Origin of the sequence: Pseudomonas sp. YuFO20, assembly GCF_035064975.1 — a bacterium.
GTDB classification, from domain to species: domain Bacteria; phylum Pseudomonadota; class Gammaproteobacteria; order Pseudomonadales; family Pseudomonadaceae; genus Aquipseudomonas; species Aquipseudomonas putida_AE.
Genome location: NZ_JAXDEO010000031.1, coordinates 46959 through 64123, shown reverse-complemented (window position 1 = coordinate 64123; position 17165 = coordinate 46959). Strand labels below are relative to the sequence as shown.

The following is a 17165-nucleotide window of genomic DNA, read 5'->3' as shown; positions in this document are numbered from 1 at the left end:
ATCTGCTGAACCCATGATCGGACGCCTGGTGGTGGTCGGTCTGGGGTTGATCGGCGGTTCGTTTGCCAAGGGTTTGCGCGAAAGTGGCCTGTGCCGCGAAGTGGTCGGCGTCGATCTCGACCCGCAGTCGCGCAAACTCGCGGTTGAGCTGGGTGTGGTGGATCGCTGCGAAGATGACCTGGCGGTTGCTTGCCAGGGCGCCGACGTGATCCAGTTGGCCGTGCCGATCCTTGCCATGGAAAAAATGCTCGGCCGTCTGGCGGGCATGGACCTGGGGCAAGCGATCCTGACTGACGTCGGCAGCGCCAAGGGCAATGTCGTGCGTGCGGCGTGCGAAGCTTTTGGTGGCATGCCGGCGCGTTTCGTGCCGGGCCACCCGATCGCCGGTTCCGAGCAGAGCGGGGTGGAAGCCTCCAATGCCGAACTGTTCCGTCGCCATAAAGTGATCCTGACACCGCTGGAGCAGACCGATCCGCAGGCCCTGGCCGTGGTCGATCGTCTGTGGCGCGAGTTGGGCGCCGATGTCGAGCACATGCAGGTCGAACGCCACGACGAAGTGTTGGCGGCCACCAGTCATCTGCCGCACTTGCTGGCATTCGGCCTGGTCGACTCGCTGGCCAAGCGCAATGAAAACCTTGAGATCTTCCGTTACGCTGCGGGCGGTTTCCGCGATTTCACAAGAATCGCCGGAAGCGACCCGGTCATGTGGCATGACATCTTCCTCGCCAACCGCGAAGCTGTCCTGCGCACACTCGATACATTTCGCAGCGACCTCGACGCCTTGCGCGACGCGGTCGATGCAGGGGATGGGCACCAATTATTGGGCGTTTTCACTCGCGCCCGGGTTGCCCGCGAGCATTTCAGTAAAATCCTGGCCCGTCGGGCCTATGTGGACGCTATGAATTCCAACGATCTGATTTTCCTGGCTCAACCTGGTGGCCGCCTGTCCGGTCGGATTCGCGTACCAGGTGACAAGTCGATTTCCCACCGTTCGATCATGCTGGGCTCCCTGGCCGAAGGCGTGACCGAAGTCGAAGGCTTCCTCGAGGGCGAAGACGCCCTGGCGACCCTGCAGGCGTTCCGCGACATGGGCGTGGTCATCGAAGGCCCGCACCATGGTCGTGTGACCATTCACGGTGTCGGCCTGCATGGCCTCAAGCCAGCACCGGGTCCGATCTACCTGGGCAACTCCGGTACCTCGATGCGCCTGTTGTCCGGCCTGCTGGCGGCACAGGACTTCGACAGCACCCTGACCGGCGACGCTTCGCTGTCCAAGCGCCCGATGAATCGCGTGGCCAACCCGCTGCGTGAAATGGGCGCCGTAATCGAGACCGCCGCTGAAGGCCGTCCGCCGATGACCATTCGTGGTGGGAACAAGCTCAAGGGCCTGACCTACACCATGCCAATGGCCAGTGCCCAGGTTAAATCCTGCCTGCTGCTGGCGGGTCTGTACGCCGAAGGCAAGACCACCGTCACCGAGCCTGCACCGACTCGCGACCACACCGAGCGCATGCTGCGCGGCTTCGGCTACCCGGTCAGCGTCAACGGTGCCACCGCTTCGGTCGAGTCCGGCCACAAGCTGACCGCGACCCACATTGAAGTGCCGGGCGACATCTCGTCGTCGGCGTTCTTCCTGGTGGCCGCGTCGATCGCCGAGGGTTCGGAGCTGGTACTGGAGCACGTCGGCATCAACCCGACCCGCACCGGCGTGATCGACATCCTGCGCCTGATGGGCGCCGACATTACCCTGGAAAACCAGCGTGAAGTCGGCGGCGAGCCAGTGGCGGACCTGCGCGTGCGAGCAGCTAAACTCAAGGGTATCGAGATTCCCGAGGCGCTGGTTCCATTGGCGATCGACGAATTCCCGGTGCTGTTCGTCGCTGCGGCCTGCGCCGAAGGGCGCACCGTGCTGCGCGGCGCCGAAGAGCTGCGGGTCAAGGAGTCGGACCGGATCCAGGTCATGGCCGATGGCTTGCTGGCGCTGGGCGTCAAGTGTGAACCGACCCCGGATGGCATCATCATCGATGGCGGTTCGATCGGTGGTGGTGAAGTCCATGGTCACGGCGACCACCGGATTGCCATGGCCTTCAGCGTTGCCTCGCTGCGCGCCACGGCGCCGATCCGCATCCACGACTGCGCCAACGTGGCGACCTCGTTCCCCAACTTCCTGGCGCTGTGCGCGCAGGTCGGTATCCGCGTTGCGCAAGAGGCCCAGTCGTGAAGAGCATTGCACCGGTCATCACCATCGATGGGCCAAGCGGCTCGGGCAAAGGCACCATAGCCGGGATCCTGGCCAGGCGCCTGGGCTGGAACCTGCTGGATTCCGGTGCGCTGTACCGCCTGCTGGCATTCGCTGCGCATAACCACGGCGTCGACCTGACCAATGAAGAGTTGCTGAAAAAACTCGCCGCTCATCTGGATGTGCAATTCATCGCGGCGACCGAAGGTCAGCTGCAGCGCATCATCCTGGAAGGTGACGAAGTCAGCGATGTGATCCGTACCGAAAGCGTCGGTTCGGGTGCCTCCCAGGTGGCTGCATTGCCTGCGGTGCGCGAGGCGCTGCTGCAGCGCCAGCGCGCTTTCCAGGAAACGCCGGGCCTGGTGGCCGATGGTCGTGACATGGGCACGGTGGTGTTTCCAGATGCCCCGCTGAAGATTTTCCTGACCGCCAGCGCCGAGGAAAGGGCGCGCCGTCGATATTTGCAGTTGAAGGGCAAAGTCGAGGGTGTTAGTCTGTCGAGTCTGCTAGATGAGATACGTGCACGCGATGAGCGTGACACCCAGCGAGCGGTAGCCCCGCTCAAGCCGGCGGCTGACGCCATACAGCTGGATTCCACGGAATTATCCATCGACCAGGTGCTGGAACGCATCATGAGCGAGATCGCCATTCGCGATATCGCCGGGTGACCAAGAAGGCCGCAGGGGACCAGTCATAGTCCTGGGGCGCTTCTTCTAAATGAAACTAACCCACACCGTCTGGGGTGTGGAGATGGGCGTATTCTTCGCCCTCATCAACAGGAATTAAAATGAGCGAAAGCTTTGCGGAACTCTTTGAAGAAAGCCTAAAAACCCTGAACCTTCAGGCAGGCTCCATCATCACCGGTGTTATCGTTGATATCGATTACCAAGCTCGCTGGGTAACCGTTCACGCTGGCCTGAAGTCTGAAGCACTCATCCCGCTTGAGCAGTTCTACAACGACGCTGGCGACCTGACTATCAACGTCGGTGACGAAGTTCACGTTGCGCTGGACTCGGTAGAAGACGGCTTTGGCGAAACCAAGCTGTCCCGTGAAAAAGCCAAGCGCGCTGAATGCTGGATTGTTCTGGAAGCTGCCTTCGCAGCCGAAGAAGTGGTCAAGGGCGTTATCAACGGTAAGGTTAAAGGCGGCTTCACTGTCGACGTTAACGGCATCCGTGCGTTCCTGCCAGGTTCTCTGGTTGACGTCCGTCCAGTGCGCGACACCACGCACCTGGAAGGCAAAGAGCTGGAATTCAAGGTCATCAAGCTGGACCAGAAGCGCAACAACGTTGTCGTTTCCCGTCGTAGCGTCCTGGAAGCCGAGAACTCCGCCGAGCGCGAAGCTCTGCTGGAATCCCTGCAGGAAGGCCAACAAGTCAAAGGTATCGTCAAGAACCTCACCGATTACGGCGCATTCGTCGATCTGGGTGGCGTCGATGGCCTGCTGCACATTACCGACATGGCTTGGAAGCGTATCAAGCATCCTTCCGAAATCGTCAACGTTGGCGACGAGATCGATGTCAAGGTTCTGAAGTACGATCGCGAGCGCAATCGTGTTTCCCTGGGCCTGAAGCAACTGGGCGAAGATCCATGGGTTGCTATCAAAGCCCGTTACCCAGAAAGCACTCGCGTTACCGCTCGTGTAACCAACCTGACCGACTACGGCTGCTTCGCTGAGCTGGAAGAAGGCGTTGAAGGTCTGGTACACGTTTCCGAAATGGACTGGACCAACAAGAACATCCACCCTTCGAAAGTCGTACAAGTCGGCGACGAAGTGGAAGTTATGGTTCTGGACATCGACGAAGAGCGTCGTCGTATCTCCCTGGGCATCAAGCAGTGCAAATCTAACCCATGGGAAGATTTCTCTGGCCAGTTCAACAAGGGCGATAAAATCTCCGGCACCATCAAGTCGATCACCGATTTCGGTATCTTCATTGGTCTGGACGGCGGCATCGACGGCCTGGTTCACCTGTCCGACATCTCCTGGAACGAAGTTGGCGAAGAAGCTGTTCGTCGTTTCAAGAAGGGCGACGAGCTGGACACCGTTATCCTGTCGGTTGACCCAGAGCGCGAGCGCATCTCCCTGGGCATCAAGCAACTGGAAAGCGATCCGTTCTCCGAGTACGTTCAAGAGAACGACAAAGGCGCAATCGTTAAGGGTATCGTGAAAGAAGTTGACGCTAAAGGCGCCATCATCACCCTGGCCGACGATATCGAAGCGACTCTGAAAGCCTCCGAAATCAGCCGTGACCGCGTTGAAGACGCGCGCAACGTTCTGAAAGAAGGCGAAGAAGTAGAAGCCAAGATCATCAGCGTTGACCGCAAGAGCCGCGTAATCCAACTCTCGATCAAGTCGAAAGACGTTGAAGAAGAGAAAGAAGCGATCCAGAGCCTGCGCGACAAGCCGCAAGCTGGTTCGGATGCTCCAGTAGCCACCACTCTGGGTGACCTGCTGCGTGCACAAATGGAAAAACAGAACTAAGTTCTGACTTTCTGTAAAAAAGGGCGACTTCGGTCGCCCTTTTTTGTGCCTGCAATTTGGCTCACGCCCTGTAGGAGCTGCCGCAGGCTGCGATCTTTTCGGGTAAACCCGAAACATTACCTCACCAAAACTGTCTGTTTCTTTAGCAGGATCAATCGCTTATTTGCAGCTAGTCTTAGCTTGGGGTAATCGACGGTCAGGCGCTGTGCCTGGCATAAGGATGTGAATGAAAACGCTCGTAGTCGTCATAGCGGTGCTGGCATTGGCAGGGTGTGCCACCAGTGCGAAAACGCATGCCGTGCGTGGGGTCAGTGGTATCGAGATCGATTGCTCGGGGCTGGGATCGAACTGGGAAAGGTGTCAGAAGCGCGCAGCCAAGGAATGCAAAGGTGCAGGCTATACAGTCGTGGCAAGGTCCGATGATGCAAAGGAAGAAGAGGAAGAATTTCTCTTTGGCTTCAATCCCGCGGGTTTAGTTACGCGGACGATGCTGGTTATCTGCAGGTGAGTGGGCGGGCAGGGGAGTGTAGTGCCCCGGAAGAAAAAACAGGCTACAGGAGGGGGCTGTTCAAATTTGTCAGGGCATGCTAAAACCTTTGAAGCGCTGATCTAGCTGCTTGAAAAAGAAGGGAAAATTATGACGAAGTCGGAGTTGATCGAACGAATTGTCACCCATCAAGGGCTGCTCTCATCAAAGGATGTGGAGCTGGCCATCAAGACCATGCTTGAGCAAATGTCCCAATGCCTGGCCACCGGCGATCGTATCGAGATCCGTGGTTTTGGCAGTTTCTCCCTGCATTATCGTGCCCCTCGTGTAGGCCGCAATCCGAAGACCGGTCAGTCGGTTAGCCTGGATGGCAAGTTTGTACCGCATTTCAAACCTGGGAAGGAATTGCGGGATCGGGTGAATGAGGAGGAGGAGGGTGAGTTTGAATGAGTTGGATTGGAGATTGACGTATGCGTAGTCTCAGGCGCGTAGCTTTCATATTGTCTTTTTTGTTGCTTCTTTTGTTGATCCTGGCATTCGTCTTGGAGAATCAACAAAACGTTTCGTTGCAGTTTTTGGGTTGGTCAGTGCCGCAATTGCCAATTTCACTACTGGTCATAACGGCGTTGTTGGTTGGGATGCTAATTGGGCCATGTGTGGGCTGGCTTTGCCGGCGTGTGGTGCGAAGGCCTTTGCGTCACGCTACCTGATTTTTGCTCGTTGGTTTTTTGGGTGATTTTTGGTGGAAGGTATGGTGAAAAGATAGGGCTGCCGTTCCGATTCCTTGGCTGTTTCTGAACTATTCCATGTCTTTTTAGGGTGATAGATTCGATTGTCGCTGTCCGGCTTCTGGATTGAAATTGTTCATCAGATTTTTCATATTGGCTTTTGAATTATTTAAATAGTTGTTTTTGCGAAGAAAGAGTTTGGCGATAATAATGAGAATGAATGTTTTTCTTCGAAAGCTTCTGCTATATGTGCCTGTGAAGATGGTGCCAGCCGTTTCAGGTATATTTTTGATATTTTACCTGTATAGGTTGTTCCCGGAAGGGCAATACGTCAGTTACTCAGTCAGTTTGTTTTGCTCGCTAATTACTGCTCAGTTATGTGCGGGTTGGGTCGGTAATTCTTTCATTTATTATTATTCAGGTCTGGAAGACAAGCGGCTATTTGTTTCTAATTGTATTTCGGTTGTTTTTCTTATCGCTCCGGTCGCCTCTGTTCTGGCAGCGGCGGTTGCGGTTTATTTTTCATCGGTGGCTTACGTTTTTTTGTGTGTTTGGTTGTTGTGCTTTGGTCAAATTCTGTTCTTCTTTCTCTCTTCTGCGTGCCAGGCAGGTTTTTTTGTAAAGCAGCAATTGGTAGCGGTTATCTTGCAGGCTGTCACGCAAATTGCATTGATAGTTATCTTCTTCAGGTTCTTTGAAGTTGACTTCAGATATGCCTTGTTTTCGCTGGCTTTAGGATATTTTGCTGGCGCATTTTTTTTGTTGTATACACTTCTCAAGATATTTAGTGCTTTTAATCCTTTCTCTAATGTCGGTTTGTTCAAAGAAAATCTAAGGCTTATTTTTCAGTATGGTGCTGCACTTTCGCCATGGATATTAGGAATGCTGGTGATGGTTGGAGCTGATAGATTTGCAATTGGTTTTTATAATGTTGAGTCTGGCGATGCGTATTTGTCATTGAAGGATCTGTTTGTGGGGGCAGCTGGGTTGTTGAGTATGCCTTTGTTGATGATGGTCCATCCTTTCGTTATTAAACGCTTTAGAGAGGGTGTATTCGCGATTAATGTGATAGAGAGTTCCTCAGGGTTTTTGATAGTCACATTCTCGCTTCTCTGGGGGGCGCTGTATTTTGTAGGGTTTGGATTTTTTGAAGTTGTCACCGGAAAACTTATAACTGTTTCAAAGCTGGCTATTCTCTTTGCGTTTATTGGCGTCTTCTTGAACAGTGCTGCGGTGTATTTTCAAAAGAGACTTGAAGTGCATCGTAAAATGAAACTGCTAGCGTATCTTTCGGTTATTTCTTCGCTCATATCCGTTCTTTTTGCATGGGTCGGCGCCCGGTACTGGGGTGTGATCGGTGCGTCTCTAGGTGTGTTACTCGCGCAAATGCTGTATTTTTGCCTCGTCACCGCGAGTCTGTTCAAGCGTCTGGATTTCTATCGAAGCTTTGGCGCACCCGCGATGGTCTCGTCGCTGGCTTTGCTGGCAGGGTATGCGCTAAGCGTCGGTTTGGAGGTCATCGCCGGGTCAATGATCGAGTGGCAAAGATCCATTTACTGGCTAGTAGGATTTTCGGCAATTTCTCTATTCTCTCTATGGAAAGGGGTGAGGTGGAGTGAATTTATGAAGGCCTCCGTGTAATGGGTCTGCTTGATTTGATCAGGGGTAAGGTTGAGGGCTTGACCGCCTGTCTGGTGCAGGAATGGATTGCTGATGTGCAGTTAGATTATCTTGTGGTATCTGGATGGATCGAGTTCGTTGATAATTTTATAGGTAGGTGTTCTGGTAATGATGCTTCTTGACAAGCTAAGAGTGTGGATTTCAAAAAACCTGGCACCGTTGATATTTTTATCAGCATATTTTGTGACAGTGGTTTTGGGGAATATCTTGTATGCTCTACCCTATGGGCGAGAGCAACTCGAAAAGAACCGCTATACAGCCGATATTCTGCAGTTTGAAACGTTGTTTAGTCCGGGTTATTGGTTGTTGTTGTTGCTTCCATTTATAGTAACTCCAGTTGTAATTGTATGTGTGCGAAAGTTTGCCGGGCAGTACTTGGAGCGTTGGAGTAGGGTATTTCCAGAGTTCACGAAGTCAGAGTATCTGTTTATTATAACTGCTAGTTATTTGTTCGTGCTGTACGCAATGTTCAAGGCCGACGCCTTCTCCTTGTTCTTGGCGGGTACCGACCCGGTTGCATCGGTCGAGGCGAGATTCAAGATCAGGAATCAACTCGGGTTCATACCTTTAGTAGTGCTGATGTCACTTCTACATTATCTCTCCATATATTCACTGGTCAGATGGATAATGGCAAGCAGCCGATTTTGGGTGGTGGCGACCATTGCTAATGCCATCCTGATGTCGGTGTTTCTTGTGCTTCTGAATATGAAATGGCCGATTCTCATATTTTACGCAGGTTTGGTATTGGCCGTTTTTGTTTACTCCAAGCGCTACCCGTATCTAAAGGCAGTGGTTGGCGGCGTTTTACTGATCACAATGTACTTCATGATTTCAGCGTTCGTTTTTCGTCTGATACCTGCGGCGCAGGCACCGGATGAAAATATTCCGCAGATCACTGAGATTACTCAGGGCCCCATTACCTCTGCCACACCTCAAGTGCAGCTGGAGAGTCCAAAAGTTTCTGAAGGGGTTAAAGGTGCAACCGGAGTTGGGGCTATCGATAAAACTTTGAGCGTTGGGCAGGCAGCGGCAAGCAACGCGCCAATGCTGCTATTCAATGTGGTCAATCGAATGGCAATCATATATCCGTATTATTATCAGGTTTTCACAACGGAAGGCCAGGTTTGTGGCGGGATTATTGCTCAGGCTAGAATTGGCCCTGCCTGCCGTCCAAGCACCTTTATCTATAGTCGCATTTTCAATGATAGTTTCAATGGCCGTGGTACTGCCCCTGCGGCGGTACAGATATCAGGTTACGCATTAGGTGGATGGCCAATTGCTATTTTTGCACTGTTGTGTGCATCGGTCGTTCTCGGCTTGTTTGCGTCGCTTCCGTTAAATGCTGGAGCAGTCGTTGGCTCGCTAGCAGTAACTGGTGCAATTGTGGGCTACCATTTTTCCCAGATTCCGGGCGAAGGTCCGATTTTTTACGATCATGGTGTCTTTTGGGTGGTGCTGGGTCTGGTTGTATTCAAGGGATGGCGCACGCTAGGGCGGCGATTTGGGTTCGGAAACCAAACGCTGGACATAAAATAAATAGAAATCGCCGGTCTCTCCTTGCGGTTAGCCGGAAACGAAGTTGCTAAAGGAGCGCAGCCCGACCTCCCTGGTTAAAACAGTAGGTGTGCGGGTTGCCTTTTCAGATGGTGAGTATCCTGTTCGGTGCTATCCATCGAATTGGTTGTTGAGAAGGCGAGAATGGGCAAAAAAATTGTGCTGTTGGGGTTCTACGTAGGCGACTCATATTTTGATAAGTACTCAAAAGATGACGCTTTCCCGCAGATAGCCGCTTACAAGCTTGAAAAGCGATTTCTCGAAGCGCTGCGTTTTGCTGGTGCATGCGTACAAACCATAGCGAGCATTGCGGTATCAACCTATCCGCGTAATAAAAACTGGTATTTTCCTGGTGGTTCTTTTGCAGATGCGTCGGGAACCGGGATCGTCACACCAATTGTAAATCTGCCAATACTTAAAGTGTTTACTCGATTGTTGGGTTCTTTGGTGGGTTTGATCAAGCACAAAAAAAACGGGCTTGATGCTGTTTGTGTCTACGCGGCTCATACGCCGAACCTGCTCGCGGCATTCATAATGCGGAAGTTGTACGGCATCCCTTTTTTTGTCTTTATTCCTGATCTGCCGTCTTACATGGATATGGGAATGAACAGGTCGATGGTGCTTAGGGGTTTGAAGAAGATGGACGCCTACATCATTGATCGATTGATAGCTGCTTCGTCGGGTGTTTTTGTGACGAGCCAGCATATGGTTAAAGATAATTTGGTGTGGTCAGATAAAGAATATTTGGTAATTGAGGGTATATCGAACTCCTCTGCGCTAACTGCGGAGGAGGGAAACAGTTCACCAGATCGTAAAAAAGTCATTTTTTATGCCGGTGGTCTGAATAAAGCATATGGTATAGTTCAATTGATTGAGGGGTTTATTGCGTCCGAGGTTGATGCTGAGCTTTGGCTTTGTGGGCGGGGGGAGTTGGAGGGGTATATTACCGAAGTTTCCAGCACGCACCCGGCTGTTAAATATCTTGGGTTCTTGAGTGCTGCAGAAGTCGAGCGTATTCAATCCTCAGCCTCCTGCCTGGTTCTGAGTCGAAGTCCGGAACAGGCTTATACCCGGTACTCATTTCCCTCTAAGTTACTTGAGTATCTTGTCAGCGGCGTTCCAATTCTAACAACGCGTCTGGCGGGGATTCCTGATGAATATTTCAAATTCGTCAATGTTATCGAGGATAGCACTTCTAGCGGTGTAGGCGCCGCACTGAAGCGGTTTTTTGCAGCTGATCAACAATTTTTGTTGGAGAAGGCTGCTTGTGGTAGAATTTGGGTTTCAGAGACCAAGTCTAGTGTTGCCGTCGGACAAAAAATTGTAGATTTTATGGAGAAAAATAATTGACTATTTTCAGCGGTAAAAAACTGTTAATCACCGGCGGTACTGGCTCTTTCGGCAATGCTGTACTCAAACGCTTCCTGGATACCGATATTGCCGAGATTCGAATCTTCAGCCGAGATGAAAAAAAGCAGGACGATATGCGTAAGCATTACGCAAACTCCAAGCTCAAGTTTTATATCGGCGATGTACGCGATTATCAAAGCGTGTTGAATGCCACTCGCGGTGTTGATTATATTTTCCACGCTGCCGCTCTAAAGCAAGTTCCCTCTTGCGAGTTCCACCCAATGGAAGCAGTCAAGACCAATGTCATGGGTACTGAAAACGTACTCGAAGCCTCCATTCAGAACGGCGTTAAGCGCGTTGTTTGTTTGAGCACGGACAAGGCTGTTTACCCAATCAACGCCATGGGTATTTCAAAGGCGATGATGGAAAAGGTCATGGTCGCCAAGTCGCGCGGCGCAGATGACGATAAAACTGTCATTTGTGGTACGCGTTATGGCAACGTGATGGCGTCGCGAGGTTCGGTCATTCCCCTGTTTATTCAGCAAATTCGTGACGGAAAGCCGCTGACGCTTACCGATCCGAACATGACCCGCTTCATGATGACGCTGGCCGATGCGGTTGACCTGGTGTTGTATGCCTTCGAGCATGGCAATAATGGTGATTTGTTCGTGCAGAAGGCTCCGGCGGCGACTGTGGAAGTGCTCGCCCAGGCATTGACCCAAATGCTCAATCTGCCGGAACACCCGATTCAGGTGATTGGCACACGCCATGGTGAGAAGCTATACGAGGCATTGCTTAGCCGAGAAGAAATGGCATGCGCAGAAGATCGCGGTGAATACTTCCGCGTGCCGCCTGACTTGCGTGATTTGAACTATGCAAAATTTGTTGAGGTGGGTGAGGAGAAGATCTCTCGCATGGAAGATTACAACTCCCACAATACCCAGCGACTGGACGTGGAAGGCATGAAGCAACTCCTCCTGAAACTTGAATTCATGCGCGCTATCCAGCGTGGTGAATTTGCGACTCCAGAGGAGTGACGTGATGAAAGTCTTGATCACAGGGTCAAATGGTTTTGTAGGCAAGAATCTGATCGTTCATCTTGGCGAGCGTAACGATATTGAAGTCCGGTGCTTTACTCGTGCGGACGATATCGAGCAACTCCCTGGACTAGTGAAGGACATTGATTTTGTTTTTCACTTGGCAGGTGTGAATCGCCCGCAAGACCCTGAGGAGTTCAAGACTGGCAATACAGATCTGACCCGCGCGCTATGTGATGCGATCGTTGCGAGCGGGAAGCGTATTCCGGTTCTCTACACTTCTTCCAGCCAGGCTGAACTGGATAACCCTTACGGTAATAGCAAGCGGGGTGCTGAGGAGTTGTTGGAGGCGTTGGCTAAGCAGCACGGCTCGTCCGTGTATTTACTCAGGTTGCCAAACGTGTTTGGTAAATGGGCGAAGCCAAACTATAACTCTGCTGTTGCCACGTTTTGTCACAATGTTTCGCGCGGCTTGCCGATTCAGATTAATGACCCGAGCGCTGTCATTAATCTCGTTTACATCGACGATGTCATCCGCACCTTCATTGCTGTTATGGACGGGAAGTTCTCCTCCGAACGATTTGTGCAGGTGCAGCCGCAATACAGTATTGCCGTTGGAGAGTTGGCGCGACAGGTGCAAGCGTTTCGCGACAGCCGCGATACGTTGATCACTGAGTCTGTGGGTACTGGCCTGATTCGGGCGCTCTACTCAACCTATGTCAGTTATCTGACCCCTGATCGCTTTACCTACCAGGTGCCCAAGTACGGGGATGCCCGCGGCGTGTTTGTAGAAATGCTGAAAACGGGAGATAGCGGACAGTTTTCTTACTTTACTGCGCACCCAGGTATTACTCGTGGTGGGCATTATCATCACACAAAAACTGAAAAATTTTTGGTGATCAAGGGATCTGCGTGCTTTCGTTTCCGTAATGTGATTTCCGATGAGTTTTACGAGCTGTTTACGACTGGAGATCAACCCGAGATCGTGGAAACGGTTCCTGGATGGACACATGATATTACCAACGTCGGGACCGAGGAAATGATCGTGATGCTTTGGGCCAACGAGATTTTCGACCGCGAAGCACCAGACACTTATGCGCGACCAATAGTCTCTGAAGCATAAGAAGCAGGATTTCGCCAACGAGAGTTGTCGGTCGTTTTCATCACCAATTAAAATGTGACGTTAAAAAATGAAGAAATTGAAAGTCGTAACCGTAGTGGGTACCCGTCCTGAAATCATTCGACTATCCCGTGTCATGGCTGCCTTGGACAGAGATTGCGATCATGTTTTGGTACACACTGGGCAAAATTACGATTACGAACTGAATGAAATTTTCTTTCAGGATCTCGGCATTCGTAAGCCTGATCACTTTCTTAACGCTGCGGGTTCTACCGGTGCGGAAACCATCGGCAACGTGATTATCAGTGTCGATCGAGTGCTTGGCGAGGTCCAGCCTGAAGCGCTTCTGGTGCTCGGGGACACCAACAGCTGCATGGCGGTCATTCCGGCCAAGCGCCGCAAAATCCCCACGTTCCACATGGAAGCTGGCAACCGCTGCTTCGATATGCGTGTCCCCGAAGAAATCAACCGTCGTATTGTCGATCACACGGCTGATATCAACCTCACGTATAGTACGATTGCTCGCGATTACTTGTTGCGTGAAGGCCTGTCTCCGGACATGGTAATTAAAACAGGCAGCCCGATGTTTGAAGTACTTAACCATTATCGGGAAGGCATAGATGCGTCGGATGTTTTGCAGCGTTTGAATCTTGAGCCTGGAAAGTTTTTCGTGGTGAGCGCTCACCGCGAAGAGAATATTGATTCCGATAAGAACTTCCTGAAGCTGGTCGATGTGCTTAATCAGACGGCGGAGGTTTTTGGGCTCCCGGTTATTGTTTCGACTCACCCCCGGACACAGAAACGTGTAGATGCCATGGGCGTGAAGTTCCATGCAAACGTGCGCTTGCTCAAGCCGTTGGGCTTCAAGGATTACAACAAGCTGCAACTGGAATCAAAGGCTGTTCTTTCCGATAGCGGCACCATCAACGAAGAATCCTCTATTCTGAACTTCCCAGCCTTGAATATCAGGGAGGCCCATGAGCGTCCTGAGGGTATGGAGGAGGCGGCCGTTATGATGGTGGGGCTGGAGGTTGATCGCGTAATGCAGGGGTTGCACTTGTTGCAGGCGCAGACTCGTGGCGATCAGCGAACTTTCCGCCTTGTTCAAGACTACAGCATGCCTAACGTTTCGGAAAAAGTAGTCCGGATCATTCATAGTTATCGTGACTATGTTATGCGTGTCGTTTGGAAAAAATACTGATCAGGGCGAGACGTATTAATGGTAAAGGTTTTTATTGTTTCGGAATATGTGGGTGCTGAGCAGAATTCTACCGGTTTTTTTTGGTCAAAAATCGTAAATAAGATTGGGGCTGAACTGGGGAGCGTGACAGTCATTTATCCGCGCGCGGATAAGTGCTCAGATTTTTTTTCGAGCCCCAAAATTAAAGAAGTGGCATTCACATCACCGAAGTTTAATAAAAACAAACTTTTGTTCAGGTTGGTAGGTCAACTTTGCCAAGTGGCAGGTTTTTGTTGGCATGTTCTCCGGGATGTCAGGAAAAACGATGTTGTGCTGACCGGGACTAATCCGGCACTGCTTTTGATGGTTATCCCCCTTTTGAAGTTCATCAAAGGCTTCAAATGGGGGGTGCTGGTTCATGATGTGTTTCCTGAAAATTTGGTACCTGCTGGTATAATTAAACCCACCAGTACCATTTATCCCATCATCAATCGACTGTTTTCGAGTATTTATAACTCCGCAGAGTTGTTGATTGTTATTGGTCGCGATATGCAGGAATTGGTCAGACTTAAGGTAAAGGATTCAGCAAAAGTCGCATTTGTGCCAAATTGGGCAGATGAAAAAGAGGTCTATCCTCTACCTCGTCACAGCGCCCCTTTTTTGAAAGAGTTGGGATGGCAGGAAAAAGTTGTATTTCAGTTCTTCGGAAACATCGGTCGTCTGCAGGGCATTGAAAATATTCTCGACTCCATTGCGCTCGTCGAGGATGATCGCGCTGCGTTCATCTTTATAGGGGACGGTGCGCTCGTTGCGAAGGTAAAAGAGTTTGTTAAAAGCAATCCTCAGAAAAATGTTGCCTATGCGGGCTCTATTCCGTTGAAGGACAAAAATCAGGGGCTTGCCGCAGGTGATGTAGCTCTGATTACCCTGGAGAAAGGAATGCTCGGTTTGGGTGTACCCAGCAAGGCCTATTTTTCTCTTGCCGCGGACAAACCTCTTTTGGCGGTTATGGATGATGATGCCGAGATATCCCGAATGATTCGTGAAAACGGCGTGGGGTGGCAGTGCAAGCCAGCAGACCCGCGTGCCTTGGCCGACGTGATAGCGACAATCTGCAACTCAGATCTTGCAGCCTTGAGCGGATGCTCGCTGGCTGTCTTTCGTGAGAGTTACGCTGAGGATATCGCGTTGAACAAGTTCTACGCAAATGTCGCTAATCTCATTGGAAAGAACAAGGTATGAAAGTTCTCATTACTGGCGCCAATGGATTTGTCGGGCGACGCTTGGCGAGCGTACTTCGCTCTGAATACGATCAGCTGATTTGTTGTTCGCGCAGCGCCGGGTCTGGCGCTGAATTTGTTACCTCACCTGCCTTAAGTGCCACCGCGGACTGGGTTCCACTATTGACCGACGTCGATGTTGTGATTCACTTGGCTGGTAAAGCTCACAATTTAGGGGAGTCTAGGGACGTAGCCCTGGAGGGTTTCAAGCGGACGAATGTGGAGGGGACACTGCGGCTGGCAGAGCAGGCACTTGCCTGCAATGTCAAAAGATTCATCTTTATCAGCTCAATTGGTGTCAATGGTTCGTCGACGACCGAGGCTGCATTTAACGAATCTTCTCCGGCGGCACCTCATGCAGATTATGCCGAATCAAAGTTAACGGCTGAGCAAAAACTCGAGGCGTTGTGTCGGGGGTCTTCAATGGAGCTGGTGATAATAAGGCCTCCTCTGGTGTATGCGGGGCAAGCGCCTGGTAACTTCAGGCGATTACTGAAGATAGTCTCATCAGGGCTCCCTTTACCTTTTGCGGCTATAAATAATCGACGTAGCATGATTGCCCTGGATAACCTGGTCGATTTCATCCGCGTCTGCGTGACGCATCCACAAGCCGCCAATGGTCTGTTTCTTGTTTCCGATGGTGTTGATCTTTCCACCGGCGAGATAGTCAGGCTGCTAGCCAAGGGTATGAATAAAAAAGCTCGTCTCATAGCTGTGCCCCAGTTTTTGCTGTTGGCCGGGGCTACTCTACTGGGGCGGCGTGCGATCTATACACAGCTTTGTTGTTCGCTGGTAATTGACTCTTCGAAAGCACAATCAACATTGGGTTGGGTCCCTGTCGTCTCTCCTCAGCAGGCATTGACAGATTCAGGTCGGGATTTCAAGGCCCTCTAATTTTTTTGTGTACGGTGTTCTTATAATGATAAATGCACATTTTCAAACTGAATATTTCTGGTTCCTGTTTCCTGTAGTGATTATTTTATCACTCGGCTTGACTGGAGCCTTGCGTGTTTACGCATTGAAAAACAGTCTTATCGATGTTCCAAATGGGCGCAGCTCACATTCAATTCCTACGCCTCGTGGCGGCGGCGTTGCAATCGTCGTTTGTTTTTTGCTCGTCATGCCGTTTCTCTCCTTGGCCGGACTGGTGAGCTGGTCACACGCGTTGGGATTGATTGGCGCTGGCGCCTGGATTGCGGTGATCGGTTTTCTTGACGATCATGGCCATATTGCAGCTCGCTGGCGGCTATTGGCTCATTTCATCGGCGCGATCTGGGCATTGTTCTGGCTTGGAGGCCTAGCGCCGGTCAGCATGTTCGGAATGACGATCGATTTCGGTTGGATAGGTCATGTCATTGCCGCTTTCTATTTGGTCTGGATGCTTAACCTGTACAACTTCATGGACGGAATCGACGGGATCGCGGGGGTTGAGGCCGTAACCGCAAGCGTTGGTGCTTGCCTGATTTACTGGCTTACCGGTTTCGAGGCTCTGGTCTGGGCTCCCTTGCTGCTCGCCGCCGCGGTGCTCGGGTTCCTCTGCTGGAATTTTCCGCCTGCCCGAATTTTCATGGGGGACGCGGGCAGTGGCTTCCTGGGTATCATACTGGGCATTTTCTCCCTCCAGGCATCCTCCAATGCACCACAATTTTTATGGGTGTGGTTGATTCTGCTTGGCGTATTTATTGTCGATGCTACATTCACCTTGTTGCGACGTTTAATGCGTGGCGATAAGGTTTATGAGGCGCATCGCAGCCATGCTTATCAATTCGCTTCGAGAAGCGTCGGCCGCCATTTGCCGGTTACAGTGGGTGTTTTGCTGATCAACCTGTTCTGGCTGCTTCCGGTAGCCCTGTGTGTTGGAGTATGGGGCTTGGATGGCCTGCTCGGCCTGCTGATCGCTTATGTTCCGCTCGTTCTACTCGCTGTCAGATACCGCGCGGGCGAATTGGAAAAGGCGATTTGAGGTGTATTTCACCTCATTGACAACGTCATTAGAGCTGTCCAGGTGTTTAAATAATGGATTTCTGT

General features: G+C 51.5%; 15 protein-coding genes. All 15 read left to right on the top strand.

What is annotated here, in order from left to right:
- The first annotated feature begins 13 nt into the window (after positions 1 to 13).
- Complete coding sequence (locus tag SOP85_RS18460; protein WP_323627814.1) at positions 14 to 2221, top strand: bifunctional prephenate dehydrogenase/3-phosphoshikimate 1-carboxyvinyltransferase; 2208 nt, start codon at positions 14 to 16, stop codon at positions 2219 to 2221.
- Entirely contained in the window at positions 2218 to 2907 is a 690-nt protein-coding gene (gene cmk / locus SOP85_RS18455; RefSeq protein ID WP_323627801.1) for a (d)CMP kinase, read from the top strand. Before SOP85_RS18460 ends, cmk begins: the two co-directional genes overlap by 4 nt.
- Positions 2908 to 3026: 119 nt before the next feature.
- Positions 3027 to 4721, top strand: a complete 1695-nt coding sequence (gene rpsA / locus SOP85_RS18450; RefSeq protein WP_274074946.1) for a 30S ribosomal protein S1 — start codon at positions 3027 to 3029, stop codon at positions 4719 to 4721.
- 226 nt (positions 4722 to 4947) lie between these two features.
- Entirely contained in the window at positions 4948 to 5229 is a 282-nt protein-coding gene (locus SOP85_RS18445) for a hypothetical protein (RefSeq protein ID WP_323608461.1), read from the top strand.
- Positions 5230 to 5358: 129 nt separating this feature from the next.
- A complete protein-coding gene (gene ihfB, locus SOP85_RS18440; protein WP_046819433.1) occupies positions 5359 to 5658 on the top strand; it encodes an integration host factor subunit beta in 300 nt (99 codons plus the stop codon).
- A gap of 20 nt (positions 5659 to 5678) precedes the next feature.
- Positions 5679 to 5918 (top strand): LapA family protein, encoded by a 240-nt coding sequence (locus tag SOP85_RS18435; RefSeq protein WP_323627800.1) that lies wholly within the window; start codon positions 5679 to 5681, stop codon positions 5916 to 5918.
- A gap of 228 nt (positions 5919 to 6146) precedes the next feature.
- Complete coding sequence (locus SOP85_RS18430) at positions 6147 to 7577, top strand: sugar transporter (protein ID WP_323627799.1); 1431 nt, start codon at positions 6147 to 6149, stop codon at positions 7575 to 7577.
- Positions 7578 to 7724: 147 nt separating this feature from the next.
- Positions 7725 to 9152: a hypothetical protein gene (locus tag SOP85_RS18425; RefSeq protein ID WP_323627798.1), complete on the top strand. Its 1428-nt coding sequence runs from the start codon at positions 7725 to 7727 to the stop codon at positions 9150 to 9152.
- A gap of 162 nt (positions 9153 to 9314) precedes the next feature.
- Positions 9315 to 10520, top strand: a complete 1206-nt coding sequence (locus SOP85_RS18420; protein ID WP_323627797.1) for a glycosyltransferase — start codon at positions 9315 to 9317, stop codon at positions 10518 to 10520.
- 2 nt (positions 10521 to 10522) lie between these two features.
- Complete coding sequence (locus SOP85_RS18415) at positions 10523 to 11557, top strand: polysaccharide biosynthesis protein (RefSeq protein ID WP_323627813.1); 1035 nt, start codon at positions 10523 to 10525, stop codon at positions 11555 to 11557.
- Between the two features lie 4 nt (positions 11558 to 11561).
- Positions 11562 to 12680 (top strand): UDP-2-acetamido-2,6-beta-L-arabino-hexul-4-ose reductase, encoded by a 1119-nt coding sequence (wbjC, locus tag SOP85_RS18410; RefSeq protein WP_323627796.1) that lies wholly within the window; start codon positions 11562 to 11564, stop codon positions 12678 to 12680.
- A gap of 67 nt (positions 12681 to 12747) precedes the next feature.
- A complete protein-coding gene (gene wecB, locus SOP85_RS18405) occupies positions 12748 to 13878 on the top strand; it encodes a non-hydrolyzing UDP-N-acetylglucosamine 2-epimerase (RefSeq protein ID WP_323627795.1) in 1131 nt (376 codons plus the stop codon).
- An 18-nt stretch (positions 13879 to 13896) separates the two neighbouring features.
- Positions 13897 to 15099, top strand: coding sequence for a glycosyltransferase family 4 protein (locus SOP85_RS18400; protein WP_323627794.1), 1203 nt, complete (start codon positions 13897 to 13899; stop codon positions 15097 to 15099).
- Positions 15096 to 16031, top strand: coding sequence for an NAD-dependent epimerase/dehydratase family protein (locus SOP85_RS18395; protein ID WP_323627793.1), 936 nt, complete (start codon positions 15096 to 15098; stop codon positions 16029 to 16031). Before SOP85_RS18400 ends, SOP85_RS18395 begins: the two co-directional genes overlap by 4 nt.
- Before the next feature lie 25 nt (positions 16032 to 16056).
- Complete coding sequence (locus tag SOP85_RS18390) at positions 16057 to 17100, top strand: MraY family glycosyltransferase (protein WP_323627792.1); 1044 nt, start codon at positions 16057 to 16059, stop codon at positions 17098 to 17100.
- The last annotated feature ends 65 nt before the right edge of the window (positions 17101 to 17165 follow it).

Excerpts from the sequence above, each read along its gene's own strand:
- wecB (WP_323627795.1), top strand. The coding sequence starts at position 12,748 with ATGAAGAAATTGAAAGTCGTAACCGTAGTGGGTACCCGTCCTGAAATC.
- SOP85_RS18435 (WP_323627800.1), top strand. The coding sequence starts at position 5,679 with ATGCGTAGTCTCAGGCGCGTAGCTTTCATATTGTCTTTTTTGTTGCTT.
- SOP85_RS18420 (WP_323627797.1), top strand. The coding sequence starts at position 9,315 with ATGGGCAAAAAAATTGTGCTGTTGGGGTTCTACGTAGGCGACTCATAT.
- SOP85_RS18395 (WP_323627793.1), top strand. The coding sequence starts at position 15,096 with ATGAAAGTTCTCATTACTGGCGCCAATGGATTTGTCGGGCGACGCTTG.
- ihfB (WP_046819433.1), top strand. The coding sequence starts at position 5,359 with ATGACGAAGTCGGAGTTGATCGAACGAATTGTCACCCATCAAGGGCTG.
- SOP85_RS18425 (WP_323627798.1), top strand. The coding sequence starts at position 7,725 with ATGATGCTTCTTGACAAGCTAAGAGTGTGGATTTCAAAAAACCTGGCA.
- rpsA (WP_274074946.1), top strand. The coding sequence starts at position 3,027 with ATGAGCGAAAGCTTTGCGGAACTCTTTGAAGAAAGCCTAAAAACCCTG.
- wbjC (WP_323627796.1), top strand. The coding sequence starts at position 11,562 with ATGAAAGTCTTGATCACAGGGTCAAATGGTTTTGTAGGCAAGAATCTG.
- SOP85_RS18460 (WP_323627814.1), top strand. The coding sequence starts at position 14 with ATGATCGGACGCCTGGTGGTGGTCGGTCTGGGGTTGATCGGCGGTTCG.
- SOP85_RS18430 (WP_323627799.1), top strand. The coding sequence starts at position 6,147 with ATGAGAATGAATGTTTTTCTTCGAAAGCTTCTGCTATATGTGCCTGTG.
- SOP85_RS18390 (WP_323627792.1), top strand. The coding sequence starts at position 16,057 with ATGATAAATGCACATTTTCAAACTGAATATTTCTGGTTCCTGTTTCCT.
- SOP85_RS18445 (WP_323608461.1), top strand. The coding sequence starts at position 4,948 with ATGAAAACGCTCGTAGTCGTCATAGCGGTGCTGGCATTGGCAGGGTGT.
- SOP85_RS18400 (WP_323627794.1), top strand. The coding sequence starts at position 13,897 with ATGGTAAAGGTTTTTATTGTTTCGGAATATGTGGGTGCTGAGCAGAAT.